The following is a 20,252-nucleotide window of genomic DNA, read 5'->3' on the forward strand; positions in this document are numbered from 1 at the left end:
GGCTCTTGTCGAGGGACCCACATAGCGTCAACCGAGGCCCAGGAAGAATTCGAGGATATGCAGGTGGTCCTCGAACAGCTTCGGCCCCATCTCCAGGGCTTCGCTAACGGGTACCCAGCGCGCCTTGTCGGCATCATCGCCGCCACGCACGTCCGGCAATTCGCCGGCCGGGAAATCGAAATGAAAGGCGTGAGTGATGGTGCGCCCGCGCGCACTGCGATCCGGATGATCGAAGACGTGCTGCGACTTGAGCGATCCTTTCAGCACCGGCATCGGAATCCTGAGCCTGGTTTCCTCGCGCAATTCACGCAGACAGGCCTCGAGGATGCTTTCGCTCTGATTGACGAAGCCACCTGGCAACGCCCACAACCCTTTGCCGGGTGCTGCGCGACGCCGCACCAGCAGCACATGACCGGAATGCACCACGACGGCATCGGTGGTGACGAAGGTTGGTGGATACGGCGCGTCTTTCCAGGCTGCCTTGTACTGCTCGATGAAACGATATTCAGCGACCAGGTCGGCGTAGGTCGGCGAGTTCTTGCGGAACGCCTCGAGCATGTCGAACACGGACGCCGGCACGTTGCCACGCAACATCAGCAGCGCGCCGTGGAAATCGATGTCGCCGGCGGCGAACAGATAGCGGCGCAGCTCCGTCGCCGACAGCATCTCGGTGTGTTGCACGTCAACTAGCGGCCACTGCGGGAATTCACGCAGGTAGTAGCTGGAAGCGTCCTTGTCCATGCCGATCAGACCGACCCGTGCGCTTGGATCGCCGCCATCAGCGCGAATCGCGTCGACGACCGCGCGTTGCACGCCCGCGATCCACTGGCTCTCGTTGTAGAGGTGATCGCGCAAGGGACGAATCAGCAGCCGCCCGGCGGCATCCGCGAGCGCGGCCTGGATCATTACTGCGCGCTCGGCGACCGTCCACGGATTCTTGACGGTGCGCGGCATGTCGGCGGAACCGACCAGGAAAATGAGCTTGGAAGTACGGCCCAGCGCATGGCGGGCGACGGCGGCATGGCCGTTATGGAAGGGCTCGAAACGCCCGATGAAGACGAGATAATCGAAGTCCATGAGGCTCCCTCACGGTTGGTTGGCAGCCCCGGGTCTGTCCCTGAGCTTGCATGAAATGCTACGCCTTCCGTGGATGATTTCAAGCGATGTCACAAAGCGGCGGCGCCGATCGTCATTCCAATACAGGGCAGCCGCCCACCATGCCGGAGCCGACGATGAACAACACCCAGACCATTCGATACGAACAGGAAATCCCCGATGTGATCGCCCATTTCGCCAATGCGCATCCGCTGATCAACGATCTGAGCGCCGATCCACGGCTACAGGCCCTGGTGCAGCTTCGCACGTCGCAGATCAATGGCTGCGGCTTCTGCGTGCGCATGCATGTACGCGAGGCGCTCGAGCGTGGCGAAACCGAGCAGCGTCTTGAACGCTTGCCCAACTGGCGTCAGTTGAACGATTACAATGATCGTGAGAAAGCAGCCTTGGCCTGGGCCGAAGCCTTGACGACGATCGACCACGCCACTGATTTCGGCACCCTGCGTGCCCATCTGCGTGAACATTTCTCCGATCAGCAGATCGCCGCCCTGACCACCGATGTGGCCATGACCAATCTCTGGAACCGCGTGAACGTTTCGAGGCACTGACATGACCCCGCATGACGATGCCGTCCTGTTCGAACAGGCCCGTCCCAACCTACTGGGGCTGGCCTACCGCATCCTCGGCTCGCATGCCGACGCCGAGGACGCGGTGCAGGACACCTTCCTGAAATGGCGCGACGCCGACCGCGCCGCGATCGAGAATCCCGGCGCCTGGCTGACCACCGCCTGCACGCGCCGCTGCCTCGATCTGCTGCGTTCCGCGCACAGGACGCGTGTGAGCTACGTGGGCACCTGGTTGCCCGAGCCAATCCTCACCACGCCCCTCACCACCGGTGCCGATTTCGAGGACGCCGCCGCGCTCGCCTCCTCGATGAGCACCGCGTTCCTGCTGATGCTGGAGCGGCTCACGCCGAAGGAGCGCGCGGCTTATCTGCTGCACGAAATCTTCGACGTCGACTATTCCGAGATCGCGCGCACGCTGGAGATCCAGGAAGCGGCCTGCCGCAAGCTGGTCTCGCGTGCCCGAGACAACATCCAGCAATCACAGGTGCGCAGTGTCGTGCCGATGCGGCGCCAGGAGCAACTGCTCGCCGCCTTCGAGCAGGCGGTGACGACCGGATCGGCCGGTCCTTTCGCGAACATGCTGTCGGAAGACATCCGGCTGTCGGCCGATGGCGGCGGCAAGGTTGCGGCGCTTGGCGAAGTGCTGGAAGGCAAGACGCTGGTGCTCGATTTCATCACCGACAAGCTGCACTTCTGGTGGCCGGGCTACCGCAAGGTGCCGGCGACCATCAACGGCAATCTCGGCCTGCTCCTGCAGCAGGAAGGCGCGACGGTGGGCGTGGTGTCCTTCTCCTACGATGCCGAAGGACGGATGACCGGCATCTACGTCATGCGCAATCCAGACAAGTTGGTACGGCTCGACGAGACGGCCATTCACTGAACCCGTCGACAAGATCCCGATCAGATCGGCTCGTCGAGCGACTCCGACCCCGACGCATCATCGGAACCCGCTGCGCCATCGGCGAGCCATCTTTCGACCAGTTTCGGAACTGCGGTCGCGGCATTGCTGCGAATGAAACTGAAGCCATACGGCACTTTGTCCATTTCGAGCGAGATGAGCACTTTCTCGGCCCGATTGCGGGCGACGTTGACCAGCGATGCGGCGGGAAAGACGCTGAGCGAAGTGCCCACCACCAGAACCTTCGCGGCGGTGCGCACGTGCGCGCGCGCCTCGGTCATGTGCTGCGTTTCTTCTCCGAACCACACGATATCCGGCCGGAGCTGCGTTCCGTCCTCGCACAGCTGGCCCATCGAGATCGGATCACCGCCGATGTGGTAGCGCTTGGGTGTATTCGACGTGCCGCGCGCGTAGGCGAGCTGGCCGTGCAGATGGATCACGTTGTTTGATCCGGCACGCTCATGCAGCCCGTCGACATTCTGCGTGATCACGACCACGTCATAGACCGCTTCCAATGCGGCAATGGCGAGATGGGCGGCATTCGGCGCCGCCTGCCATGCCTGCTCCCGGCGTTCGTTGTAGAACGCGAGCACGGCCTCGGGGCGCAGTCGCCAGCCTTCGGGGCTGGCGACTTCGTGCCACGAGTACTGGTTCCACAGTCCGTTGGAATCACGAAACGTGGGCAGCCCGCTCTCGGCGCTCAGGCCGGAGCCGGACAGGACGACGACTTTGTTCGGTTGGATGTCTGGCTTCATGCGCGGTCTCGCTCCTGCGAATACCTTATCGCAAACGCGACGGGCGGCCCATGGCCGCCCGTCGTGCATCCAATGTCACCCGCTCGCGAACCTCACTTCAAGCCACGGCTCTCCAGCAACGGCTCCACGCTCGGATCCTTGCCGCGGAAATCGCGATACAACGTGGCGAGGTCGACGGTGTTGCCGCGCGAGAGGATCTTGTCGCGGAAGGTCTGGCCGTTCTCCGCGGTCAGGCCGCCGTGCTCCTTGAACCATTCGAACGCGTCATCGTCCAGCACTTCCGACCAGAAGTAGGCGTAGTAGCCGGCCGAATAGCCGCCGCCCCAGATGTGATCGAAATAGGTGGTGCGATAGCGCGGCGGCACTTCCGGCAGATCGACCTTGAAGCGCTTGAGCGCCTCGGCCTCGAACTTGTCCACATCCTGCACCGGCGCGTCGGCGGGCAGCGTGTGCCAGGCGAGATCAAGCAGCGCGGCGGACAGGTACTCGGTCGTCGCATAGCCCTGATTGAAGGTGCGCGACTTCTTGATCTTCTCCACCAGCGCTTCCGGCATTGGCTCACCGGTCTTGTAGTGCTTGGCGTAGTTGGCGAACACCTTCGGATCGGACGCCCAGTGCTCGTTGAACTGCGACGGGAATTCGACGAAGTCGCGCGAGGTGCTGGTGCCGGCGATCGAGGGATACTTCACGTTCGAGAACATGCCATGCAGGGCGTGGCCGAACTCGTGGAACAACGTGGTGACGTCGTCGAAGCTCAGCAGCGCCGGCTGTCCCGGCGCCGGCTTGGTGAAGTTGCAGACGTTGTAGACCACCGGCTTGGTGCCGGCCAGCCCGTCCTGCTCGACGAACACATCCATCCAGGCGCCGCCTGACTTGCTGTCACGCTTGAAGTAGTCGGTGTAGAACAGCGCCAGCGTGCTGCCATCCTTGTCAAACACCTCGTACACCTTCATGTCGGCGTGATAGGTCGGGATGTCCTTGCGCTCCTTGAAGGTGATGCCGTAGAGCTGGTTGGCGGCATAGAAGACGCCGTTCTGCAGCACGTTGTCGAGTTCAAAATACGGCTTGATCTGCGATTGATCGAGATCGTATTCCGCCTTGCGCACCTGTTCGGCGTAGAAATCCCAGTCCGAGGCGGCAAGTTTGAAACCGCCGGGCTTTGAAGGAGGATGCTGTTGGTCGATCACCGCCTGCATCTTGGCGATCTCGCCGCGCGCCTTGGCAGTGGCCGCCGGCACGGTGTCGGACAGGAGCTTGAGCGCCTTGTCCGGCGTCTTCGCCATCTGGTCGCCCAGGCTGTAGGCCGCGTAGCTGTCGAAGCCGAGCAGCTTGGCCTTCTGCGCGCGCAGCTGCGCGAGGCGCTGGATGATCTTGCGCGTGTCGTTGGCGTCGTTGTGCTCGGCGCGCGTTTCCGACGCGGCCATGACCCTGGCGCGCAGATCGCGATCCTTCAGCGAATCGAGCACCGGCTGCTGCGTGGTGTTCTGCAGCGCCAGCACCCACTTGCCGTCGAGCTTGCGCGACTTGGCCGCTTCCGCGGCGGCGGCGATGTCACCCTCGGACAATCCATCGAGCTTGGCCTTGTCCTCGACCACCACCGCGCCAGCGGCGGCCGCGGCGACGAGCCTGGTGTGGAAATCGGTGGCGAGCGAGGATTCCTCGACGTTGAGCTTGCGCAGCGCCGCCTTGTCGGTGTCGGACAGCTTGGCGCCGGCGCGCACGAATTCTTCATAGGTGTGCTCGACCACGCGCTTCTGCTGTGGATCGAGTTCGAGCTTGTCGCGCTGGTCGTAGACGGTCTGGATGCGCGCGAACAGTTTCGGGTCGAGACTGATCTCGTCCTGATGCGCGGCCAGTTTCGGCGTGATTTCCTTCTGCGTCTTCTCGCGCTCGGGGTTGGTATCGGCCTGCACCAGGCCGAAGAAGATGCGGCTCACGCGCGTGAGGGTCTGGCCACTACGCTCCATCGCCTCGAAGGTGTTGGCGAAGGTCGGCGCTTCCGGGTTGTCGGCGATCTTGCGGATCTCGGCCAGGTGCTGCTGCATGCCTGTTTCGAAAGCCGGCAGATAGTCGCTGTCCTTGATCTTGTTGAACGGCGGCGCCTGGAACGGCAGCGTGCTGGGGGTGAGGAGCGGGTTTTCGCTGGCGGGGGTCACGGCGGCGGATTTGGCTTCTGTGTTGGCGGATTTATTTTCCGGCGCCTGCTGTTGGCAGGCCGCCAGCGCAAGGGTAATCGCGGCGGCAAGCGCGAGGTGTCGCGTCATGGGAACTCCAGATAGGAACGATCGAAACAACAATCAAACGGAAAACGGTGCAGCCTAGCGCCCCGTGGCTGAGCGCAGCATGTGCAATTGGTTCATCGCCTCGTTCAGGAAAGCCCGAAAAACACGCACTGCGAAGCGGCTCTTGAGAAGCAAGCCGCGGCGTTACTTCGCCATCGTGACTTCCACTTCCCGCGTGTCGGCGCGGCCATGGTCGTCGACGGCTGAAATGCGGAAAACACCGGCTTGGGCAGGTGTCCAGCTGGCGCTCTCTCCGGCCCGGGTGGTGGCGATGTAACTGTCGCCGCTGAACCAGAACACCCGCGCCACGTCGGCGTCGACGCTGGCGTTGAGCGTGATCGCCGATTGCTGCGGGCGCGACAGTCGCAGCGTGTAGCGCGTCGCGCGCAGCGGCGACTGGATGCGCGGCGGCGAGCCGAGGCCGTGATCGTCCAATGCACAGCCCGCCGGCGGCTTGCGGCGCGGGATGCCGGCCTGGGCGAAGACGCGGGCCAGATCGGTGGGCCAGAACTCGTACACCTCCATGCGCACGCGTGAAGGATCGGCATCTCCGCAAACCGCGAGACCCGTATCGCGATCCACCGCGACCGCGCGATGCACGGTGCTGACGCGGATCGGCGACTTGCCCGGAATGAACCAGGTCCAGCCGCGTTGCGGGCACCAGGCATTGGGCAGATCGCCGCTGGCGCGGCAAATCTCCACGCGCTTGAGATTGAGCGGCCAGCGGCGCGCCGGCTCGCGCAAGTCGATGCGCGCCGCCCGCAACCCGTCGACGATCGAGAAGAACAATGGCGCCGCGGCATCGACGCCGATCAATGCCGGGTTGGACGAGCCATCGAAATTGCCCAGCCACACCACCAGCACATACGGGCCGACCAGCCCGGCACTCCAGGCATCTCGGAATCCCCATGACGTGCCCGTCTTCCACGCCACCGGCAACTCGCGCACGCCGCTGGCCGCACCGATGTCGGGACGTGGATTGCGCAGCAGCATGTCGCGCACGATGAAGGCCGCCTCCGCGCTGAGCAGTGCGGTGCCGCCGGAAGCTGTGCCGTCAGACGCGAAATCCTGTTCGCGCCAACGCAGCGGCTTCAACAAGCCATCGTTGCCGAGCATCGCGTACAGGCGCGCGAGCTCCTCCATCGTGACCTCGCCACCGCCGAGGACCAGCGCGAGACCGTAATGACGTTCGCTGGCCAGGCGCGAGATGCCGGCGTCGCGCAGGAACTGATAGAAACTCGGCTGATTCAACTGCGCCGCCACGGCCACCGCCGGGATGTTGCGGCTGCGGATCAACGCATCGCTCGCCGTGACGGGGCCAAGGAAGCGGCCGTCGAAATTCTCCGGCGTGTACGGGCCGAACGCACTCGGCACATCGCGCAATACTGTGGCCGGATGCAGCACGCCTTGATCGAGCGCAAGCGCGTAGATGAAAGGTTTCAGCGTGGAACCGGGCGAACGTTTGCCCGCTGCGCCGTTCACCTGCCCGGCGATGCCCGCGTCGAAATAATCCGCCGATCCAACCAGCGCGCGGATGCCCATGTCGCGGGTATCGATCAGCATCGCGCTGGCGTTGCGCAGGCCGAGGCGATGCACGCGCTCCAGATGCATGCGCAAGCGTTCTTCGAGCAGGCGTTGCAGACGCAGATCGAGCGTCGTGGTCAATCGCGCGCCCTCGGTCGGATGCAGGCTACGTTCGCCTAGCACGCGGTCGACGAAATGTGGCGCCGCGAACGGCAACGTGCGTGGTGGGCGTAAGGACAATGGCAATGCCATCAGCGCGTCCTGCGCGGCCAGCTCCTGCCGGTCGGGTGGCGGATGCTTCTCGCGCCAGCGCGCGTACAGGCGCGCGCGCGCGGCGGACAGGCCAGCACCGGCGTACCCGGCATCGCGTGCGTTTTCCATCGCCTGCAATCGTCCGCGTCGCGTCGGCGCCTGCGGCAGCACCGCCAGCGTCAGCGCTTCGGGCAATGTCAGCGCGGAAGCCGGCTTGCGGAAATAGATCAGGCTCGCCGCGCCGACGCCCTCGATGTTGCCGCCGTAGGGCGCGAGATTGAGATAGGCCTCTAGGATGTCGCGCTTGGAATAGCAGGCTTCCAGTTGCAACGCGCGCAGGATCTGCGCCAGCTTGCCGCGCGGTGATCGCGTGTCCAGACGCCAACGCAGGCGCGCCAATTGCATAGTAATCGTGGAGCCGCCGATGCGTGCGCCACCGCCTGCGTATGTGCTCCAGGCTGCGCGTAGCAGGCTGACCGGATTCGCGCCCGGATGCAGGTAGAACCAGGCATCCTCGTGCAGCAGCGTCCCTTGCACCAGGCCCGGCGCAATGTCTTGCAGCGGAATCCATAACCGATAGCGCTGATCGTCAGCCAAGGCCAACCGAAGCAAACGGTCTTGCCTGTCGTAGACGGCGATCGACTGCGGCAACCCTTGCGACAGCGCTGGATGCGGATAAAGACGGATCGCGATCGCAACCATGAGAAGGCCGGCGAGTACCACCAGCCAGCGCGCCCATCTACGGTCCCGAAAAGACACATCGGGCATCAGCGCGAGAACCCGTAGATGATGATCGGCACGCAAATCAAGGCGAGGGTCACCGCCAATCCCATCAGTTGAAGCTGAGTCTTGAGGAATCCTGGCGTGCCAGTACGCCTTGCGTATGCCTGCGCAATCCTGCCCAATGGTGGTATCACTGCCATGACGCAGTTCGCAAGCAGAAGCGCAATCGGAATCCAGACGATGAGCGCGGGAAATATGATCAATAGTGCTGCCGCATCCGGAACATCTTTCATCGAGATGCCCCGCATCGCCGCATATGCGGACACCAGCCATGCGGAGATCGCGATCATGCCACCACACAGGATTGGCACGATTACCACCAGATAGATCGCGGGCTTACGTGGCTTCACGGGATTACGGCTCCAGGACACATCTTCATGCCATCAGGCCTGTTGCAAAGCGCCCCATCGCTGGCACGCTTCGATGCCCGAGATCTTCACTTCCCGGGCACCCGTACAATCAATGTATTTCCAGCAGCGCCCTGCGCGTAAACACCACGCTCGTACATCGATTCGGCATAGATCGGCGGCACGACGAAGCGGCCTGCATTGCCCGGGCGGATGCGGTACTGGAATTCCTTCATCTCGCCAGTGACGAGGCCGTAGAGCAGCACGCGATCCTCACGCGGTTCGACGTGCTCGGGATAGAACGTCGATCCCGGCAGCGCCAAGGTGGCCGGCGCGGGACCGGGCGTCCCGGTGCTTTCGGGAGATTCCCCGCACTCCTCCTCGCAACCTTCCTCGTATTCCTCTGATTCGCTTTCATCGGATGTCGCCGGGACGGTCTGCATCACCGTCTCGAAACCACCCGGCAGCAGGTCGACGATGGCGATGTTGCTGTACGTGCGCGAGCCCAGCGCGCGCACGCGCAGGCGGACGGTGACTTCCTTGCCGAGCGGCACTTCGGTCAGCGGCTTGCCCGCATCATCGAGGTAGTCGCGCACGACCTCCAGGCCCTTGTCCTGCACCGCCGGCAGCGGTTTGCGATCGAAGCCGGATTGCGCGAGCGCATACCAGGCGGTACTGCCGCCTGTGGGCAACACACGCAGGCTGCGATCGCTACCGGTGAAGGTGGCACGGCGCAGCAGGCCGGCGACATCACCGATCGCACGGGCGCGGTTGTCGGCGCCGATGGCTTCCAGCCCCGGCGGTACTGCTGATGCCTGCGCGGCGCCGTAGGCTTCCAGCGTCAGCAGGATAAAGGCGGACGAAAGCGTGTTGTAGCTGTCATCGCGCAACGGTGACAGCAAACGATCGATGGCGCTGCTGCCGAGGCGCCTGGCCTGCTCCGGGAAATGCTTGTACAGCAGGTACAGCGACCAGCCCTGCGCGATGCCCGGATCGTAGTAGTCGGCGTAGGCGAAGGAGCGCGCCGGCTTGGCCGCGTTGATGCGCGGAAACACCACGGCAACCAGGTTGTTGGCCGGTTTGTCCTGCTGCAACAGGCGATGGCTGGCGGCCAGTAGCATCGCGGTGGCGTCGTCCTGCTGCCAGCGCTTAGGGAAATCGCGTTCGAGTTGTTCGCGCACACCGGCCAGCAGATTGTTGGCGTTCTGGCCCTGGCGGATCAGCAGGTAGACGGCGAGTGCGCGGGCGCGCAACTGCGTCTGCGAGGTGAGCGCGCGGTCGGCGGCCATGCTTCTGAGATAGCGGTTGGCGGCATCGAGCAGATCGCGCGGCACCGTTTGCCCACGCTCGTTTGCTTCGATCAGGTATAGCGTGGCGTAGGCGGAGACGAAGGGATCGACGTCCGGTGTCGCCAACCACAATCCGAAGCCGCCGTCGGAATTCTGGCGCGAGCGCAGTTCGCCGAGCGCCTTGTTGGTCGAGTTCTTGACCTGATCCGCTGGCATCAGTGCGAATTCCGGATGCGCGCTGCTGAGCAGCGCCGGCATCGCCGCGCTGACGATCTGTTCGGTGCACAGGTGCGGATAGTCGGCGAGATAGGCGCTGAGGCCGTCGACGGCGACGAAGGGCGATGTCGACGCGGCGATGCGCCGCTGCGCAAGCTGGTCGTACATCGTGCGCAATTGCTTCAGTTCCAGCCGCGTCGCGGTATGGCCGACGCGCAACTCCTGGCGCATCACCACCGCCGGACGCAGCGACAGCTCGATGCGGCGCTGCGCGCGATACTTGCCGGACTGCGCCACCATCGTCACCGCGGCCGCGCCGAGACGATCACCCGCGCGCAGGCGCAGGCGCACCGTGCCCTCGCGGCCGGGCGCGAGCGCGAGCGTCGCCTTGGTCGCGCCAACTGCCTGCAACGAAGGCGGCAGCAGCAGGCTCACTGTCACCGGCAGCGCCGCCTTGGCGCCCGGCACGGTGTTGGCGATGCCGATCGGCAGTTCGAATTCGTCGCCCGGCGCGACGTGCGTGGGCAGCGTCGGCGTGAGCACGAAATCGCCGCGCGAGAGCATGTTGGTTTCGAGGAGGCCGATCTTCTGCGGCGTCACCGCCACGGCCACCACGCGCACCTTGCCATTGAAGTGGTCGGGGAGGCTGAAATGCAGCGTCTTCTCGCCGTCGACGTCGACTAGCCCCGACCACCACACCGCCGGCTTTTCGCTCTTGCGCTTGAACGGATTGAGATTCTTGGCAAGGTCCGAACCGTTGTCGCCGCCGGGCGCGGCCATGCCGGTGAGGCGGCTGAACTCGGGCAGGATCAGATCGAGGATCTGCGCGGTCTCCACCTGCAGCATCTTCTTGGCGAAGAAGGTGTCGAGCGGATCGCCGACGCGATAGCGCGCCACCTGCAGAATGCCTTCGTCGACCGCGAAGACGACCACGCGCGCGCGGCCTTCGGTCTTGATCGTGAGCGGGATGTCGGCGCCGGGCTTTGCGACTTTCGGCAGGTCGACCGACAGCGACTGCGTGCGTGCTTTCCGGTTGACCTTGAACGGCGCCACGCCGTAGGACAACGGGCTCATGAACACTTCGTCCGAGTTCGGATCGCGCACGAACTGCACGTTGACGTAGCCGTTGCCCTCGAACTCGGCCGGCACGCGGATGCGTTGCACCGAGGCGGTGGTGTCGGCCTTGAACCAGGCGTGGGCGTAGACCTTGTCGCGTTCGAGCGTGATCAGACCGGCGCCGGCATACGGCGCGCGCACGCTGATCTCGATCTCTTCGCCCGGCGCGTAGTCGGTCTTCGACAGCGACAAGGTCAGTTCGGCGTTGCGCTCCAGCGAGCGCGTGAGGTTGGCGGCGCCGGCCACGCTATAGTCGATGCGGTTGAGCGCGTTGCCGTTGCCGTCGCGGATTTCCAGACGGAAGTCGCCGGGCTTGTCGGTCGGCAACGGATAGGTTTGCGCGGCGGCGGTGAGCGCGAGCGGCGTGTCCTTGCGATCGTCCAGACGCAGCTGCGAGACGTATTTGTAGACGCCGGAATCCTGCTTGGTCAGCACCGAAACGTAACGGCGCTCGACGAGCACCGCATGCAATCCGGTCACCGCGCGCGCTTTCGCATCGGCGCCGATGGCGACCAGCTGCACGCCGCGCTTGCTGTCGCGCTTGACGTAGTCGAGCGCGTCGGCGCTCTTGATGCCAATCAGGTATTCGTTGCTGGATACCAGCGTGGTGACACTGGCGGCGACATTGCGGCCGCTGCCCGGTTCGAACGCGCGCGCCAGCAAGCTGAGCTGATAGGTGGCGCGCGCGTACTTCTCCAGGCCGAGCGGAATCTCGGCCTTGCCTTCGGCGTCGGTCTTGGCGTCGCTCAGGGCTTCGTCGTAGCCTTCCTTGGCGCGCTGCGGGTCGTAGAAATTCCATCCCGGCCAGCGCGTGAATTCGGGGAACGCGGGGCGCAGCACCATGCTCGCTTCGACGCGGCGTTCCTGCGCCGGTGTGCCGAACAGGTTTTCCGCCGTGATCACGGCCTTCAGGCCTTCCGGCTTGACCCAGCCTTCGCTGACCTGCGCCGAGAAGCGCGCTTCCACGCGCATCGAGTCGGGCAGGAATTCGCGCACCTGCACCGTGGTGCTGCCGATGCTGGTGCGCTCGTTTTCCTTGCCGATCAGGAACAGTTCCGCGGACCAGGTGCCGCTCGGCCCGTTCTCGCCTGGCGTGAAGTCGGCGCTTTCGAAACCCACTTCGCCGAGCGAGAGGCGCTGGCGTTGCGCCACCGAGCCGCGCGGATCGGTCACCACCAGTTCCAGCGGCAGGCCGGCGAGCGGGCGCGACCAGTCGGCGGCGCGCACGATCAACCCGAGATGCACGGTGTCGCCGGGCCGGTACAGGCCGCGATCGGAGAACAGGTTTGCTTTCAGCGCGCCGGATTCGGCCGCGTTCTCCTCGCCGCCGATGTCGAAGCGCGAGTAGTCGAGCGTGCGGCCGTTGTCTGCGATCGGCAGGAACGACAGGTCGCTGCCCTGCTCGACGGTGAGCATCACCGGCTTCTTCTCGCGCACGAACGCTTTCAGCGCCGGCAGGCGTGCGTGGCCACCGGCGTCGGTGGTGGCATCGACCAGGGTTTCGCCGTTGCGCGCGATCGCGCGCACGCGCGCGCCGGCGACCGGCGTGCCGCTGGCGATCGACTGCACGAACACGTCGCGGCTGCCATCCAGCGCCAGCTTGGCGATCATGCCGAGGTCGGTGAGCACGATCAGGCGGCGATCGTTTTCCTCGCCGGAATTTTCATCCAAGGTTTCCCGCGCGGTCTTCTTGGCGTCTTCCGCGTCCAGCTTGCGCAGGCTGAGCAGGAACACGCCGCGCTTGCCGGGGGCGAGATACTCGCCGAGGTCGACGCCTTCATAGCGTGTTTTCGCCGGGTCGTCCGTCGGGAAGCTGCGCCGCGTTTCCTCGCGCTCGACCAGGCTGTCCTCGTCGAGATAATCGAGACTGGGATTGGTGTAGTCGCCGCTATTGTTCTGCACCAGCTGATGCAGCGCGCCGGGCAGCACGCGCGCCACTTCCAGACGCAAACCCGGCACGTTGCGCGCGGCGATGCTGACGCGGCGCTCGCCGCGCAGCGACAGCAGCGAGCCTTCGCCGACGAAGCGCAGCAGTTCCGGATACGGCGGCACTTGCCGCACTTCGTTCACGGGCTGTCCGAGCAGGAAGCCGCCGAAGGACTTCAGGCCCTTCGCCACGCGGATGACCAGATAGCGGTTCGGCGGCGCCTGATACTTGAAGCTGTGCGTCTCGACGAATTCGCGCTCGGCCGGCAGTGGCGTCAGCGCGACTTTCGTGGATTGCTTGAGGATCGCTTCGTCGACTTCGTTCGCCGACCAGTTGTACGGGCTCGATTGCTGCTTGGCCGGCAGCTTCGGATTCTTCTCCGGCAGCAGCCGCGCCTCGACCGCGCGCGAGACGTCGGCATCGCGCATGGCCTGGTTGAAGGTCAGCACCAGCACCTGTTCCGGCTCGTAGCGATCGTTCTCGGCAAGCGTGGCGTCAATGCTGTCCACCGCCACGCTGTAGAGCGATGGCAACCCGACATTCGACGACAGCGTCTCCGCGGTGCCTTCGCCGCCGAGCGTGCTGACGACGCCTTCGTCGACTTCCAGCAGCAGCTTGCCGCCATTGTCCGGAATCGTCAGCGGCGCCGAATGCACCCAGGCGCGCAATCTGCGTTCATCGTAGACGAGCGTCTTCGTCGGCGACGGCAGCGTCCTGCCGGCGCCATCGGTATAGGTGAAGCCGATGCGCTTCTCCAGCGAAGCCGCGTCGACCGGGTGTGAGAACTTCAGTTCGTACACCGCTTTTTTCAGGTTCGGGTCCTGCGGGTCCTGATAGAACTCCGACGTCACGACACTGGCCTCGAAGGCATGCGTGGTGAACTCGAATTCGCTCGCCACCAGCCGCACCTTCGGCGCCACGGCGACGGCGGGATCGAGCGTGATCTCGAATTCGGTGGCGATCGGCCAGTCCTTCGCCGGCGTGAACACCAGCGTGCTGTCGTCGCTCCACATCCATTCGCCCGGATGCGACGGCTGCAGCGTCACGCCTTTCGGCGCCTTGCCGACCTGGTCGAGCGGCGCAGCGGAGCCGGAGAAATGCAGGCGCAGCGGCGAGAGTTTCGGCGGCGTCTGCGTGTAGTCGGTGCGCGCCGGTTCGCTGAGTCGGACTTCCAGCGCATCCGGTTGCGGCGGTGCCGGCGGTTTCGTGTGCCACCACAACAGCAATGCGATCAGCGCGAACGCGCCGCCGAGCCAATGCATCGGCCGCATGCGCAGGCTGGCGCCCCACGCCGCGAGCCAGCGCGGCGGTTGCCAGTCGAAGCGGCCGAACAACGCGCGCAGGATTCGATCCGGCCAGATGTCCGGTTCGGGCGAAGAAGAAGACGCGGCTGATTCCGTTCCCTGGGCGCTCATCGTGCCCCCGCACGACGACTACAACTTGGGTGAACCGAGTGTTTCCCCTCCACCCGGCAATGGCGCGCAGCTTAGCAGTTGCGCGACGTCATTGCGTGCCGTGGTGCTTACCTTCCCACGGCAGGTACCACTTGCGGATGGCGGCGATGTCGGCGGCCATGTCGTCGGTGGGATGGAACAGCGGCCCGACGCCGATCACGCGTTCGGGATAGTGCAGATAGATGCCCAGGATCGGCACCTCGGCGGCCTTGGCGATTTTCCAGAATCCGGTCTTCCAGCGCTCCACGCGCTTGCGCGTGCCTTCCGGCGCCAGGCCGTACCAGAAGCGTTCCTGGTCGCGGATCAGTGCCGCGGCCTGTTCGATCACGCCGGCCGGCGCGCTGCGGTCGACCGGCATCATGCCCAGCCGCCGGCACATCCAGCCCAAGCCCGGGATACGGAAGACCGAGTCCTTGACCAGGATGCGCACGTCCAGCCCCATCGCGACCTTGGCCGCGAACGCCCACACGGCATCCCAGTTGGACGAGTGCGGCGCGCCGATCATCACCAGCCTCGGGATATTGGGAAACGAGCCCATCACGCGCCAGCCGCCCAGGCGCAGGATGCTGCGGCCGAGCCAGCGGGTGAAGCCGTTGTGTTTCACCTGCGGTGCGTTGGGCGGCAGGATCGGCACGACACCGTCGTGCTGGTTGTGATCGCGGTGCTGGTCGTCGCTATCGGTATCGCTCATGCCTCTCCCCGAGTTCCAACGGCGCCGATCGATCCGGCGCCGCCCTCTTCATTCAACGGCTCAATCGTTACAGCTCGATCCTTCCGGCTCAATCGTCCCAGCCGCGCCGCGAACGCCCCTGTTTGATCGTACTGCGTTCGCGCTTGGCGTCCAGCCGCCGTGCCTTGGCCGCGCGGCTGGGGCGCGTGGCGATGCGCGGCTTGGGCGCGTGCAGGCCGGATTCGATGAACGCGGCCAGCCGCTCGCGCGCGTCCTGGCGGTTGCGGTCCTGGGTGCGGAAGCGCTGCGCGCTGATCACCAGGATGCCTTCGTCGGTCATGCGGCGGTCGCGCTTGGCGAGCAGGCGCGCACGCACGGGCTCGGGCAGCGAAGGCGAACCGGCCACGTCGAAACGCAGCTCCACCGCCGTCGCCACCTTGTTGACGTTCTGGCCACCCGGGCCCGCCGCGCGCACGAAGCGTTCGGTCAATTCCTGCTCCGGGATGGTGATGGCCGGGGTGGTCATGGCGCCGATTGTAGCCGCGGCTGTCGCCGCGTCTTCGTCGACGGCGCGGTTTGACGGCCGCGCGCGGCTTCCTCGACCATACGGTCTTTCGTCATGGAGGATTCCCCGATGTCCCTGCGCACCTTGCTATTGGCCGCCCTGCTCGGCCCCGCTCTCATCGGTTTGACGGCCCCCGCGATCGCCGCGCCGCCCAGTGACCCCAAACTCGACCAACTACTGGAGCTTTCGCGGGCGAAAGCTTCCGTGGAAGCCATGTTGCCGCAGATTGAGGCCTCGCAACGGCAGCTGGTGGAGCAGATCGTTGCCGGCCAGTCTTTCACCAATGAGCAGCGCCAGGTTTTCGAATCAGTGATGCGCAAGGCTTCCGAACGCATGACGCAGGTGATGTCGTGGGACAAGCTCGAACCGATGTATCGCGATCTTTACCGTCAGACGTTCAGCGCGGAAGACATCGACGCCCTGATCGAGTTCTACAAGACGCCGGCCGGCCAGAATTTGCTCGACAAAACGCCACAACTGGTCCAGAACACGATGGCGGCGATGCAGAAACAGATTGCCCCGGTCATAGAGGAGTTCAAGCGGGACCTCTCGGCAGAACTTGACCGCGCACGGACCGGTGCTGAGAAATCTCCGGCAAAAACCCCGTAATTCCACCGCCTCGCCCTCCCGACGCGTGCGATTGCGCCCGTCGCCGGCCGGCATTTGACCCGCCCCGGCCGCTGGCGGATCATCGGGTTTCCCCCGTTAGGAGCGCCTGCCATGAAAGGCTCATCCCTGCTCCCGGCCGCCTTGCTCGCCATGGCAACGGCCATTCCGACCGCCTTCGCCGCGCCGCAGGACCCGGCCCGGATCGATGGCGCCTCCAGCGTCGACATCGCCGATGTCTCGGCCACGCCGCAGATTTCCTCCAGCTGGGCGGAGGTGCCGGCACAGCAACCGCCGCAGGACGCCATCCCGCAACAGGCCGCGTCCGGCGCACCCGCCGCCGAATCGCCGCTCGCCGAGCAGTGGCGCCAGCTGACCACGCGCTCGCCACAGGACTATGAAGCGGCCTACGGCAACGCCAATGTCCGGGAACGGCTGGGGCGGGTCTATTCGGCCGGCGCCGAGACCAATGGGCTGGGCGGGATCGGCGACAGCCTGTCGCTCCAGGGTGGCCTGCAAGGGCTGCAAGGCCAGGACCTGCAGGCGCTGGCCGCGCAGATGCTGTCCGGACAGAACGGCTACGGCTCCGCCGAGGGACTCAACATCAGCGGCGGCAACGCGACCGAGATCATGCAGTCCCTGCAGGGCGTCGTGAACGACATCAGCCGCCAGCTGATACCGGCGCTGCAGGACGCCAAGCGCGACTTCGACGGCGCGCTCAATCAGGCCGCGTCGCGTCGAGGGCGCTGATTTCGAAGGAACTGACCGCATCCGGCCCGAACAGGGCCAGCGCGCGACTGAATTCCGCATCAAACGGCGCCTCGGCACGGATGCGCCGCCCCGTGTGCGGATGATCGAATGAAAGCCGCCACGCATGCAGCAGCATGCGATGCACCCCGAGTTGCCGGAAGATGCGGTTGTGGCGCCCGTCGCCGTGGCTGCTGTCGCCGATCAGGTGATGCGAGAGGTGCTTCAGGTGCCGGCGGATCTGGCGGAAGCGTCCAGTTTCCGGCGAGGCCTGCAGCAAGGCGTAGCGCGAGGTGGCGAATTCGCCGGACGGAATCTCGAGTTCTGTCGTGGCCAATCGCGCGAAACGGGTGATGGCGGGTTTCTTCTCCGGCTTGCCCGGGCCGCCGTCGAGCGGATGATCGACGACGAATGCCTGTTCCGCCGGCCAGCCGCGACAAACCGCCAGGTAATCTTTTTCCACCGCGCGCGACATCAGCGTCTTGCCCAGCAGCGACGCGGTCTCGCGATCGAACGCCAGCAGCAGGCAGCCACTGGTGGCGCGATCGAGCCGATGCACGAGGAAGATCTGGCGTCCGAACTGCTCGCGCAGACGATCGGCCGCGAAGTCGGTTTCCCCACGCGCCAGCTTGCTGTCGTGGACCATCAGCCCGGCGGGCTTGTCGACGACGGCGAGGAATTCGTCGCCGTATAGCGTTTGGATCATCGCGCGCGGCTCAGCGCCGCGGCCAGGCCGCGATCAGCGCCCATAAACCGCCAAGGCCTGCCACCCACGCGGCGACGGGAATCGACAGCAAGCGCATCCCGCCGGCATCCAATGCGTACAGCACCGCCGCCGCGATCAGCAGGCCGGTGCCGAGGATCGCCGACACCGTGCGCCGCTGCATGCCTTTCATGGTCTGGGTGAGTTCGTGCAGATCCTTCGAGCGCAGTGACAGCTCGTGTCGTCCATCCACCTGCTGTTGCAACCAGGCGTGCAAGAGGCGCGGCATTTCCGGTGCATGCGTCACCAGTTCCGGCAAATGCTTGCGGAAACGGTCCATCAACCGCTGCGGGCTGTAGCGCTCGATCATGATGCGTTCGAGCACCGGCCGCGCCACCGCCCAGATGTCGAGTTCGGGATCGAGCAGGCGACCAACACCCTCGATATTGAGCAAGGTCTTCTGCAACAGGATCAGCTGCGGCTGCAATGTCAGTTCGTGCCGCTGCGCGGTGCGGAACAGCTTGATCAGCACCTCGGCCAGCGAGATTTCCGACAGCGGCCGGGTGAAGTACGGCTCGCACACCGTGCGCGCGGCCGCTTCCAGCTCGTCGATCCGGCTGTGCGCCGGCATCCATCCGGCCTGCACGTGCAGTTCGGCGATGCGACGGTAGTCACGGTTGAAGATCGCCATGAAATTCTCGGCGAGGTAGTACTGATCCTCGTCCGAAAGCTGGCCCATGATGCCGAAATCCAGCGCGATGAAGCGCGGGCTCTTCTTGCGCGCCGGGTCGATGTCGACCCAGATGTTGCCGGCGTGCGCGTCGGCGTGGAAGAAATTGTCGCGGAACACCTGCGCATAGAACACGCGCGTGCCCTTGGCGGCGAGCGCCTTGCGGTCGATGCCGGCGGCATCGAGCGCGGCGATGTCGTCGCTGGGAATGCCGTACACGCGCTCGAGCGTGAGCACACGCTCGGTGGTGTGGCTCCAGATCGGTTCCGGCACGTAGAGATCGTCGGAGTTCTGCCAGAAGCGGCGCAACACCGAGGCGTTCGCACCCTCGCGCAGCAGGTCGAGCTCGGCAGCGAGCGTGTTCTCGATCTCGGCGACGATCGCGTGCGGCCGGATCTTGTCGGCACTGGGATGGGTGCGTTCGACCAGGCTCGCGACATTCTTGAGCAAGGCGATGTCGGCGGCGATCTGCTTCTCGATGTTCGGCCGCAGCACCTTCACCACCACTTCGCGTGGCGGCGTGCCCTCCTGAGGCGTGCCCTTCTCCGGCGGCAGCGTCGCGGCGTGCACCTGCGCGATCGAGGCGGAGGCCAGCGGCGTGGTGTCGAAGCTCGCAAAGGCGGTGTCGACACTGCGTCCGAGCGAAGCTTCGACGATGCGGCGCGCGTCGTCGCCATCGAAAGGCGCCACGCGATCCTGCAGCAGCGTCAGCTCCACCGCGATGTCGGGCGGGATGATGTCGCGGCGTGTGGACAGGATCTGCCCGAACTTGACGAAGATCGGGCCAAGCTCCTGCAGCGCGCAACGCAGGCGCGCGCCACGCGACTGCGCGGCGATCTCCTTCGATGCACGCGGCACGAACGGCCGCATCAGATTGAGCCAGCGTTCGGCCGGCGTGCCGTCGAGCAGATCGTCCAGGCGATACTTCAGCAGTACCCGGCCGATCTTGGCGGCGCGCGTGAAGGCGATCATGGCGCGGATCCCTCCGCAGGAGCCCGGCCATCCACGCCCGGACTTCTCAATGCAACAGCCTGCTGAAGTCGGCTTATCTTGGCGGCGATTCGCTCCACGTCATCGCGCAAGGCATCGACGTCGTCGTGGAACGCGGCCAGCTCGTCACGCGGCACCACGTCGCGCGACTCCTCGGTCACGTATTCGGCGGCGCTCTCGGCGGCGTTTTTGCCGAGCGTCCGCGCCTGCTTCAGGCCGGCGGCCACGGCGTTGGCGATCTGCACGCCCAGCACGTCGCCGAAGACAGCGGCGAAGGGCTGCTGCCAGTCCGGATCGAAACGCTCGGCCAGCCGCTGCAGGCGCCGCGCCAGGTCGGCATCACCGGACACGCGCATGCGGCCGACCGGCGGTGCGTCGTCGCGACGCAGGAAGGGCAGCTGCGACACCAATGCGCCGAACGTGCTGCGCACCGCCAGGTCAGGCTCCCGGCCTTCCTCGACCGGCCCGACCACCAGGCGCTCGCCCTGCACCCGCAGCTGCAATGCCAGCGCCGGGGCCTCCAGCGTCAGCGTGATGCTGCGGCCGTCGAGCGGCTTCAGGCCGGTGCGCGTCTCCGGATCGAGCGCCAGCGCGCGATTGAGCGCAGTTTCCAGCGCACGGCCGGCGGGCTGCTTCCAGTTGAAAAGCGGTTCTGCCATCCGCGCATTCTATCCGGCAGCGCCTGCGGCGGGCCGCTAGAATGGGTGTCCAATCGC

Annotated in this window: 15 protein-coding genes; 4 read left to right on the plus strand and 11 right to left on the minus strand. The window is 65.5% G+C overall.

The genetic code is table 11. The features are described 5' to 3' along the window. Nucleotides 1-27: 27 nt before the first annotated feature. Complete coding sequence (locus AC1RNP_RS00930) at nucleotides 28-1,077, minus strand: bifunctional nicotinamide-nucleotide adenylyltransferase/Nudix hydroxylase (RefSeq protein ID WP_493049336.1); 1,050 nt, start codon at nucleotides 1,075-1,077, stop codon at nucleotides 28-30. Between the two features lie 155 nt (nucleotides 1,078-1,232). On the opposite strand from AC1RNP_RS00930, the gene AC1RNP_RS00935 reads away from it, so the two are divergent. Both AC1RNP_RS00935 and sigJ read left to right on the plus strand, forming a co-directional pair. Beyond that, nucleotides 1,233-1,664 (plus strand): carboxymuconolactone decarboxylase family protein, encoded by a 432-nt coding sequence (locus AC1RNP_RS00935; protein ID WP_493049337.1) that lies wholly within the window; start codon nucleotides 1,233-1,235, stop codon nucleotides 1,662-1,664. Between the two features lies 1 nt (nucleotide 1,665). Beyond that, the gene (sigJ, locus tag AC1RNP_RS00940) at nucleotides 1,666-2,562 is read left to right on the plus strand and encodes an RNA polymerase sigma factor SigJ (RefSeq protein ID WP_493049338.1); all 897 of its coding nucleotides are present in this window, start codon (nucleotides 1,666-1,668) and stop codon (nucleotides 2,560-2,562) included. A 20-nt stretch (nucleotides 2,563-2,582) separates the two neighbouring features. Here the strand turns inward: sigJ and AC1RNP_RS00945 are convergent, their stop codons facing one another. From AC1RNP_RS00945 to arfB, 7 genes are all read right to left on the minus strand, one after another. Beyond that, nucleotides 2,583-3,335, minus strand: coding sequence for an SIR2 family NAD-dependent protein deacylase (locus AC1RNP_RS00945; RefSeq protein ID WP_493049339.1), 753 nt, complete (start codon nucleotides 3,333-3,335; stop codon nucleotides 2,583-2,585). A gap of 92 nt (nucleotides 3,336-3,427) precedes the next feature. Next, entirely contained in the window at nucleotides 3,428-5,599 is a 2,172-nt protein-coding gene (gene dcp / locus AC1RNP_RS00950) for a peptidyl-dipeptidase Dcp (RefSeq protein WP_493049340.1), read from the minus strand. Between the two features lie 162 nt (nucleotides 5,600-5,761). Then, nucleotides 5,762-8,095: a penicillin-binding protein 1C gene (gene pbpC / locus AC1RNP_RS00955; RefSeq protein ID WP_493049341.1), complete on the minus strand. Its 2,334-nt coding sequence runs from the start codon at nucleotides 8,093-8,095 to the stop codon at nucleotides 5,762-5,764. Between the two features lie 65 nt (nucleotides 8,096-8,160). Then, a complete protein-coding gene (locus AC1RNP_RS00960; RefSeq protein WP_493049342.1) occupies nucleotides 8,161-8,526 on the minus strand; it encodes a hypothetical protein in 366 nt (121 codons plus the stop codon). Nucleotides 8,527-8,612: 86 nt separating this feature from the next. Continuing rightward, the gene (locus AC1RNP_RS00965) at nucleotides 8,613-14,486 is read right to left on the minus strand and encodes an alpha-2-macroglobulin family protein (RefSeq protein ID WP_493049343.1); all 5,874 of its coding nucleotides are present in this window, start codon (nucleotides 14,484-14,486) and stop codon (nucleotides 8,613-8,615) included. An 88-nt stretch (nucleotides 14,487-14,574) separates the two neighbouring features. Next, the gene (locus tag AC1RNP_RS00970) at nucleotides 14,575-15,216 is read right to left on the minus strand and encodes a lysophospholipid acyltransferase family protein (protein WP_226467541.1); all 642 of its coding nucleotides are present in this window, start codon (nucleotides 15,214-15,216) and stop codon (nucleotides 14,575-14,577) included. An 88-nt stretch (nucleotides 15,217-15,304) separates the two neighbouring features. After that, nucleotides 15,305-15,721: an alternative ribosome rescue aminoacyl-tRNA hydrolase ArfB gene (gene arfB / locus AC1RNP_RS00975; protein WP_493049344.1), complete on the minus strand. Its 417-nt coding sequence runs from the start codon at nucleotides 15,719-15,721 to the stop codon at nucleotides 15,305-15,307. 108 nt (nucleotides 15,722-15,829) lie between these two features. On the opposite strand from arfB, the gene AC1RNP_RS00980 reads away from it, so the two are divergent. Together AC1RNP_RS00980 and AC1RNP_RS00985 are read left to right on the plus strand one after the other, a co-directional pair. Next, nucleotides 15,830-16,369: a DUF2059 domain-containing protein gene (locus tag AC1RNP_RS00980; protein WP_493049345.1), complete on the plus strand. Its 540-nt coding sequence runs from the start codon at nucleotides 15,830-15,832 to the stop codon at nucleotides 16,367-16,369. Between the two features lie 111 nt (nucleotides 16,370-16,480). After that, nucleotides 16,481-17,116 carry a hypothetical protein gene (locus tag AC1RNP_RS00985; protein ID WP_493049346.1) on the plus strand — a complete coding sequence of 212 codons (636 nt, stop codon included), beginning with the start codon at nucleotides 16,481-16,483 and terminating at the stop codon, nucleotides 17,114-17,116. Here the strand turns inward: AC1RNP_RS00985 and AC1RNP_RS00990 are convergent. The 3 genes from AC1RNP_RS00990 to AC1RNP_RS01000 are packed head-to-tail and all read right to left on the minus strand — an operon-like array spanning nucleotide 17,085 to nucleotide 20,195. Further along, nucleotides 17,085-17,819, minus strand: coding sequence for a pseudouridine synthase (locus tag AC1RNP_RS00990; protein ID WP_493049347.1), 735 nt, complete (start codon nucleotides 17,817-17,819; stop codon nucleotides 17,085-17,087). The two genes, AC1RNP_RS00985 and AC1RNP_RS00990, sit on opposite strands and share 32 nt — an antisense overlap. A 10-nt stretch (nucleotides 17,820-17,829) precedes the next feature. Further along, the gene (gene ubiB, locus AC1RNP_RS00995) at nucleotides 17,830-19,518 is read right to left on the minus strand and encodes a ubiquinone biosynthesis regulatory protein kinase UbiB (RefSeq protein ID WP_493049348.1); all 1,689 of its coding nucleotides are present in this window, start codon (nucleotides 19,516-19,518) and stop codon (nucleotides 17,830-17,832) included. Further along, nucleotides 19,515-20,195 (minus strand): ubiquinone biosynthesis accessory factor UbiJ, encoded by a 681-nt coding sequence (locus AC1RNP_RS01000; protein WP_493049349.1) that lies wholly within the window; start codon nucleotides 20,193-20,195, stop codon nucleotides 19,515-19,517. Before AC1RNP_RS01000 ends, ubiB begins: the two co-directional genes overlap by 4 nt. Nucleotides 20,196-20,252: the final 57 nt, after the last annotated feature.

Source organism: Luteimonas sp. GW821-FHT14E02 (genome assembly GCF_058803905.1).

Bases quoted from the DNA above. Each gene is read 5' to 3' on its own strand.
- AC1RNP_RS00930 (WP_493049336.1), bottom strand. From the start codon at position 1,077: ATGGACTTCGATTATCTCGTCTTCATCGGGCGTTTCGAGCCCTTCCAT.
- AC1RNP_RS00935 (WP_493049337.1), top strand. From the start codon at position 1,233: ATGAACAACACCCAGACCATTCGATACGAACAGGAAATCCCCGATGTG.
- sigJ (WP_493049338.1), top strand. From the start codon at position 1,666: ATGACCCCGCATGACGATGCCGTCCTGTTCGAACAGGCCCGTCCCAAC.
- AC1RNP_RS00945 (WP_493049339.1), bottom strand. From the start codon at position 3,335: ATGAAGCCAGACATCCAACCGAACAAAGTCGTCGTCCTGTCCGGCTCC.
- dcp (WP_493049340.1), bottom strand. From the start codon at position 5,599: ATGACGCGACACCTCGCGCTTGCCGCCGCGATTACCCTTGCGCTGGCG.
- pbpC (WP_493049341.1), bottom strand. From the start codon at position 8,095: ATGGTTGCGATCGCGATCCGTCTTTATCCGCATCCAGCGCTGTCGCAA.
- AC1RNP_RS00965 (WP_493049343.1), bottom strand. From the start codon at position 14,486: ATGAGCGCCCAGGGAACGGAATCAGCCGCGTCTTCTTCTTCGCCCGAA.
- AC1RNP_RS00970 (WP_226467541.1), bottom strand. From the start codon at position 15,216: ATGAGCGATACCGATAGCGACGACCAGCACCGCGATCACAACCAGCAC.
- arfB (WP_493049344.1), bottom strand. From the start codon at position 15,721: ATGACCACCCCGGCCATCACCATCCCGGAGCAGGAATTGACCGAACGC.
- AC1RNP_RS00980 (WP_493049345.1), top strand. From the start codon at position 15,830: ATGTCCCTGCGCACCTTGCTATTGGCCGCCCTGCTCGGCCCCGCTCTC.
- AC1RNP_RS00985 (WP_493049346.1), top strand. From the start codon at position 16,481: ATGAAAGGCTCATCCCTGCTCCCGGCCGCCTTGCTCGCCATGGCAACG.
- AC1RNP_RS00990 (WP_493049347.1), bottom strand. From the start codon at position 17,819: ATGATCCAAACGCTATACGGCGACGAATTCCTCGCCGTCGTCGACAAG.
- ubiB (WP_493049348.1), bottom strand. From the start codon at position 19,518: ATGATCGCCTTCACGCGCGCCGCCAAGATCGGCCGGGTACTGCTGAAG.
- AC1RNP_RS01000 (WP_493049349.1), bottom strand. From the start codon at position 20,195: ATGGCAGAACCGCTTTTCAACTGGAAGCAGCCCGCCGGCCGTGCGCTG.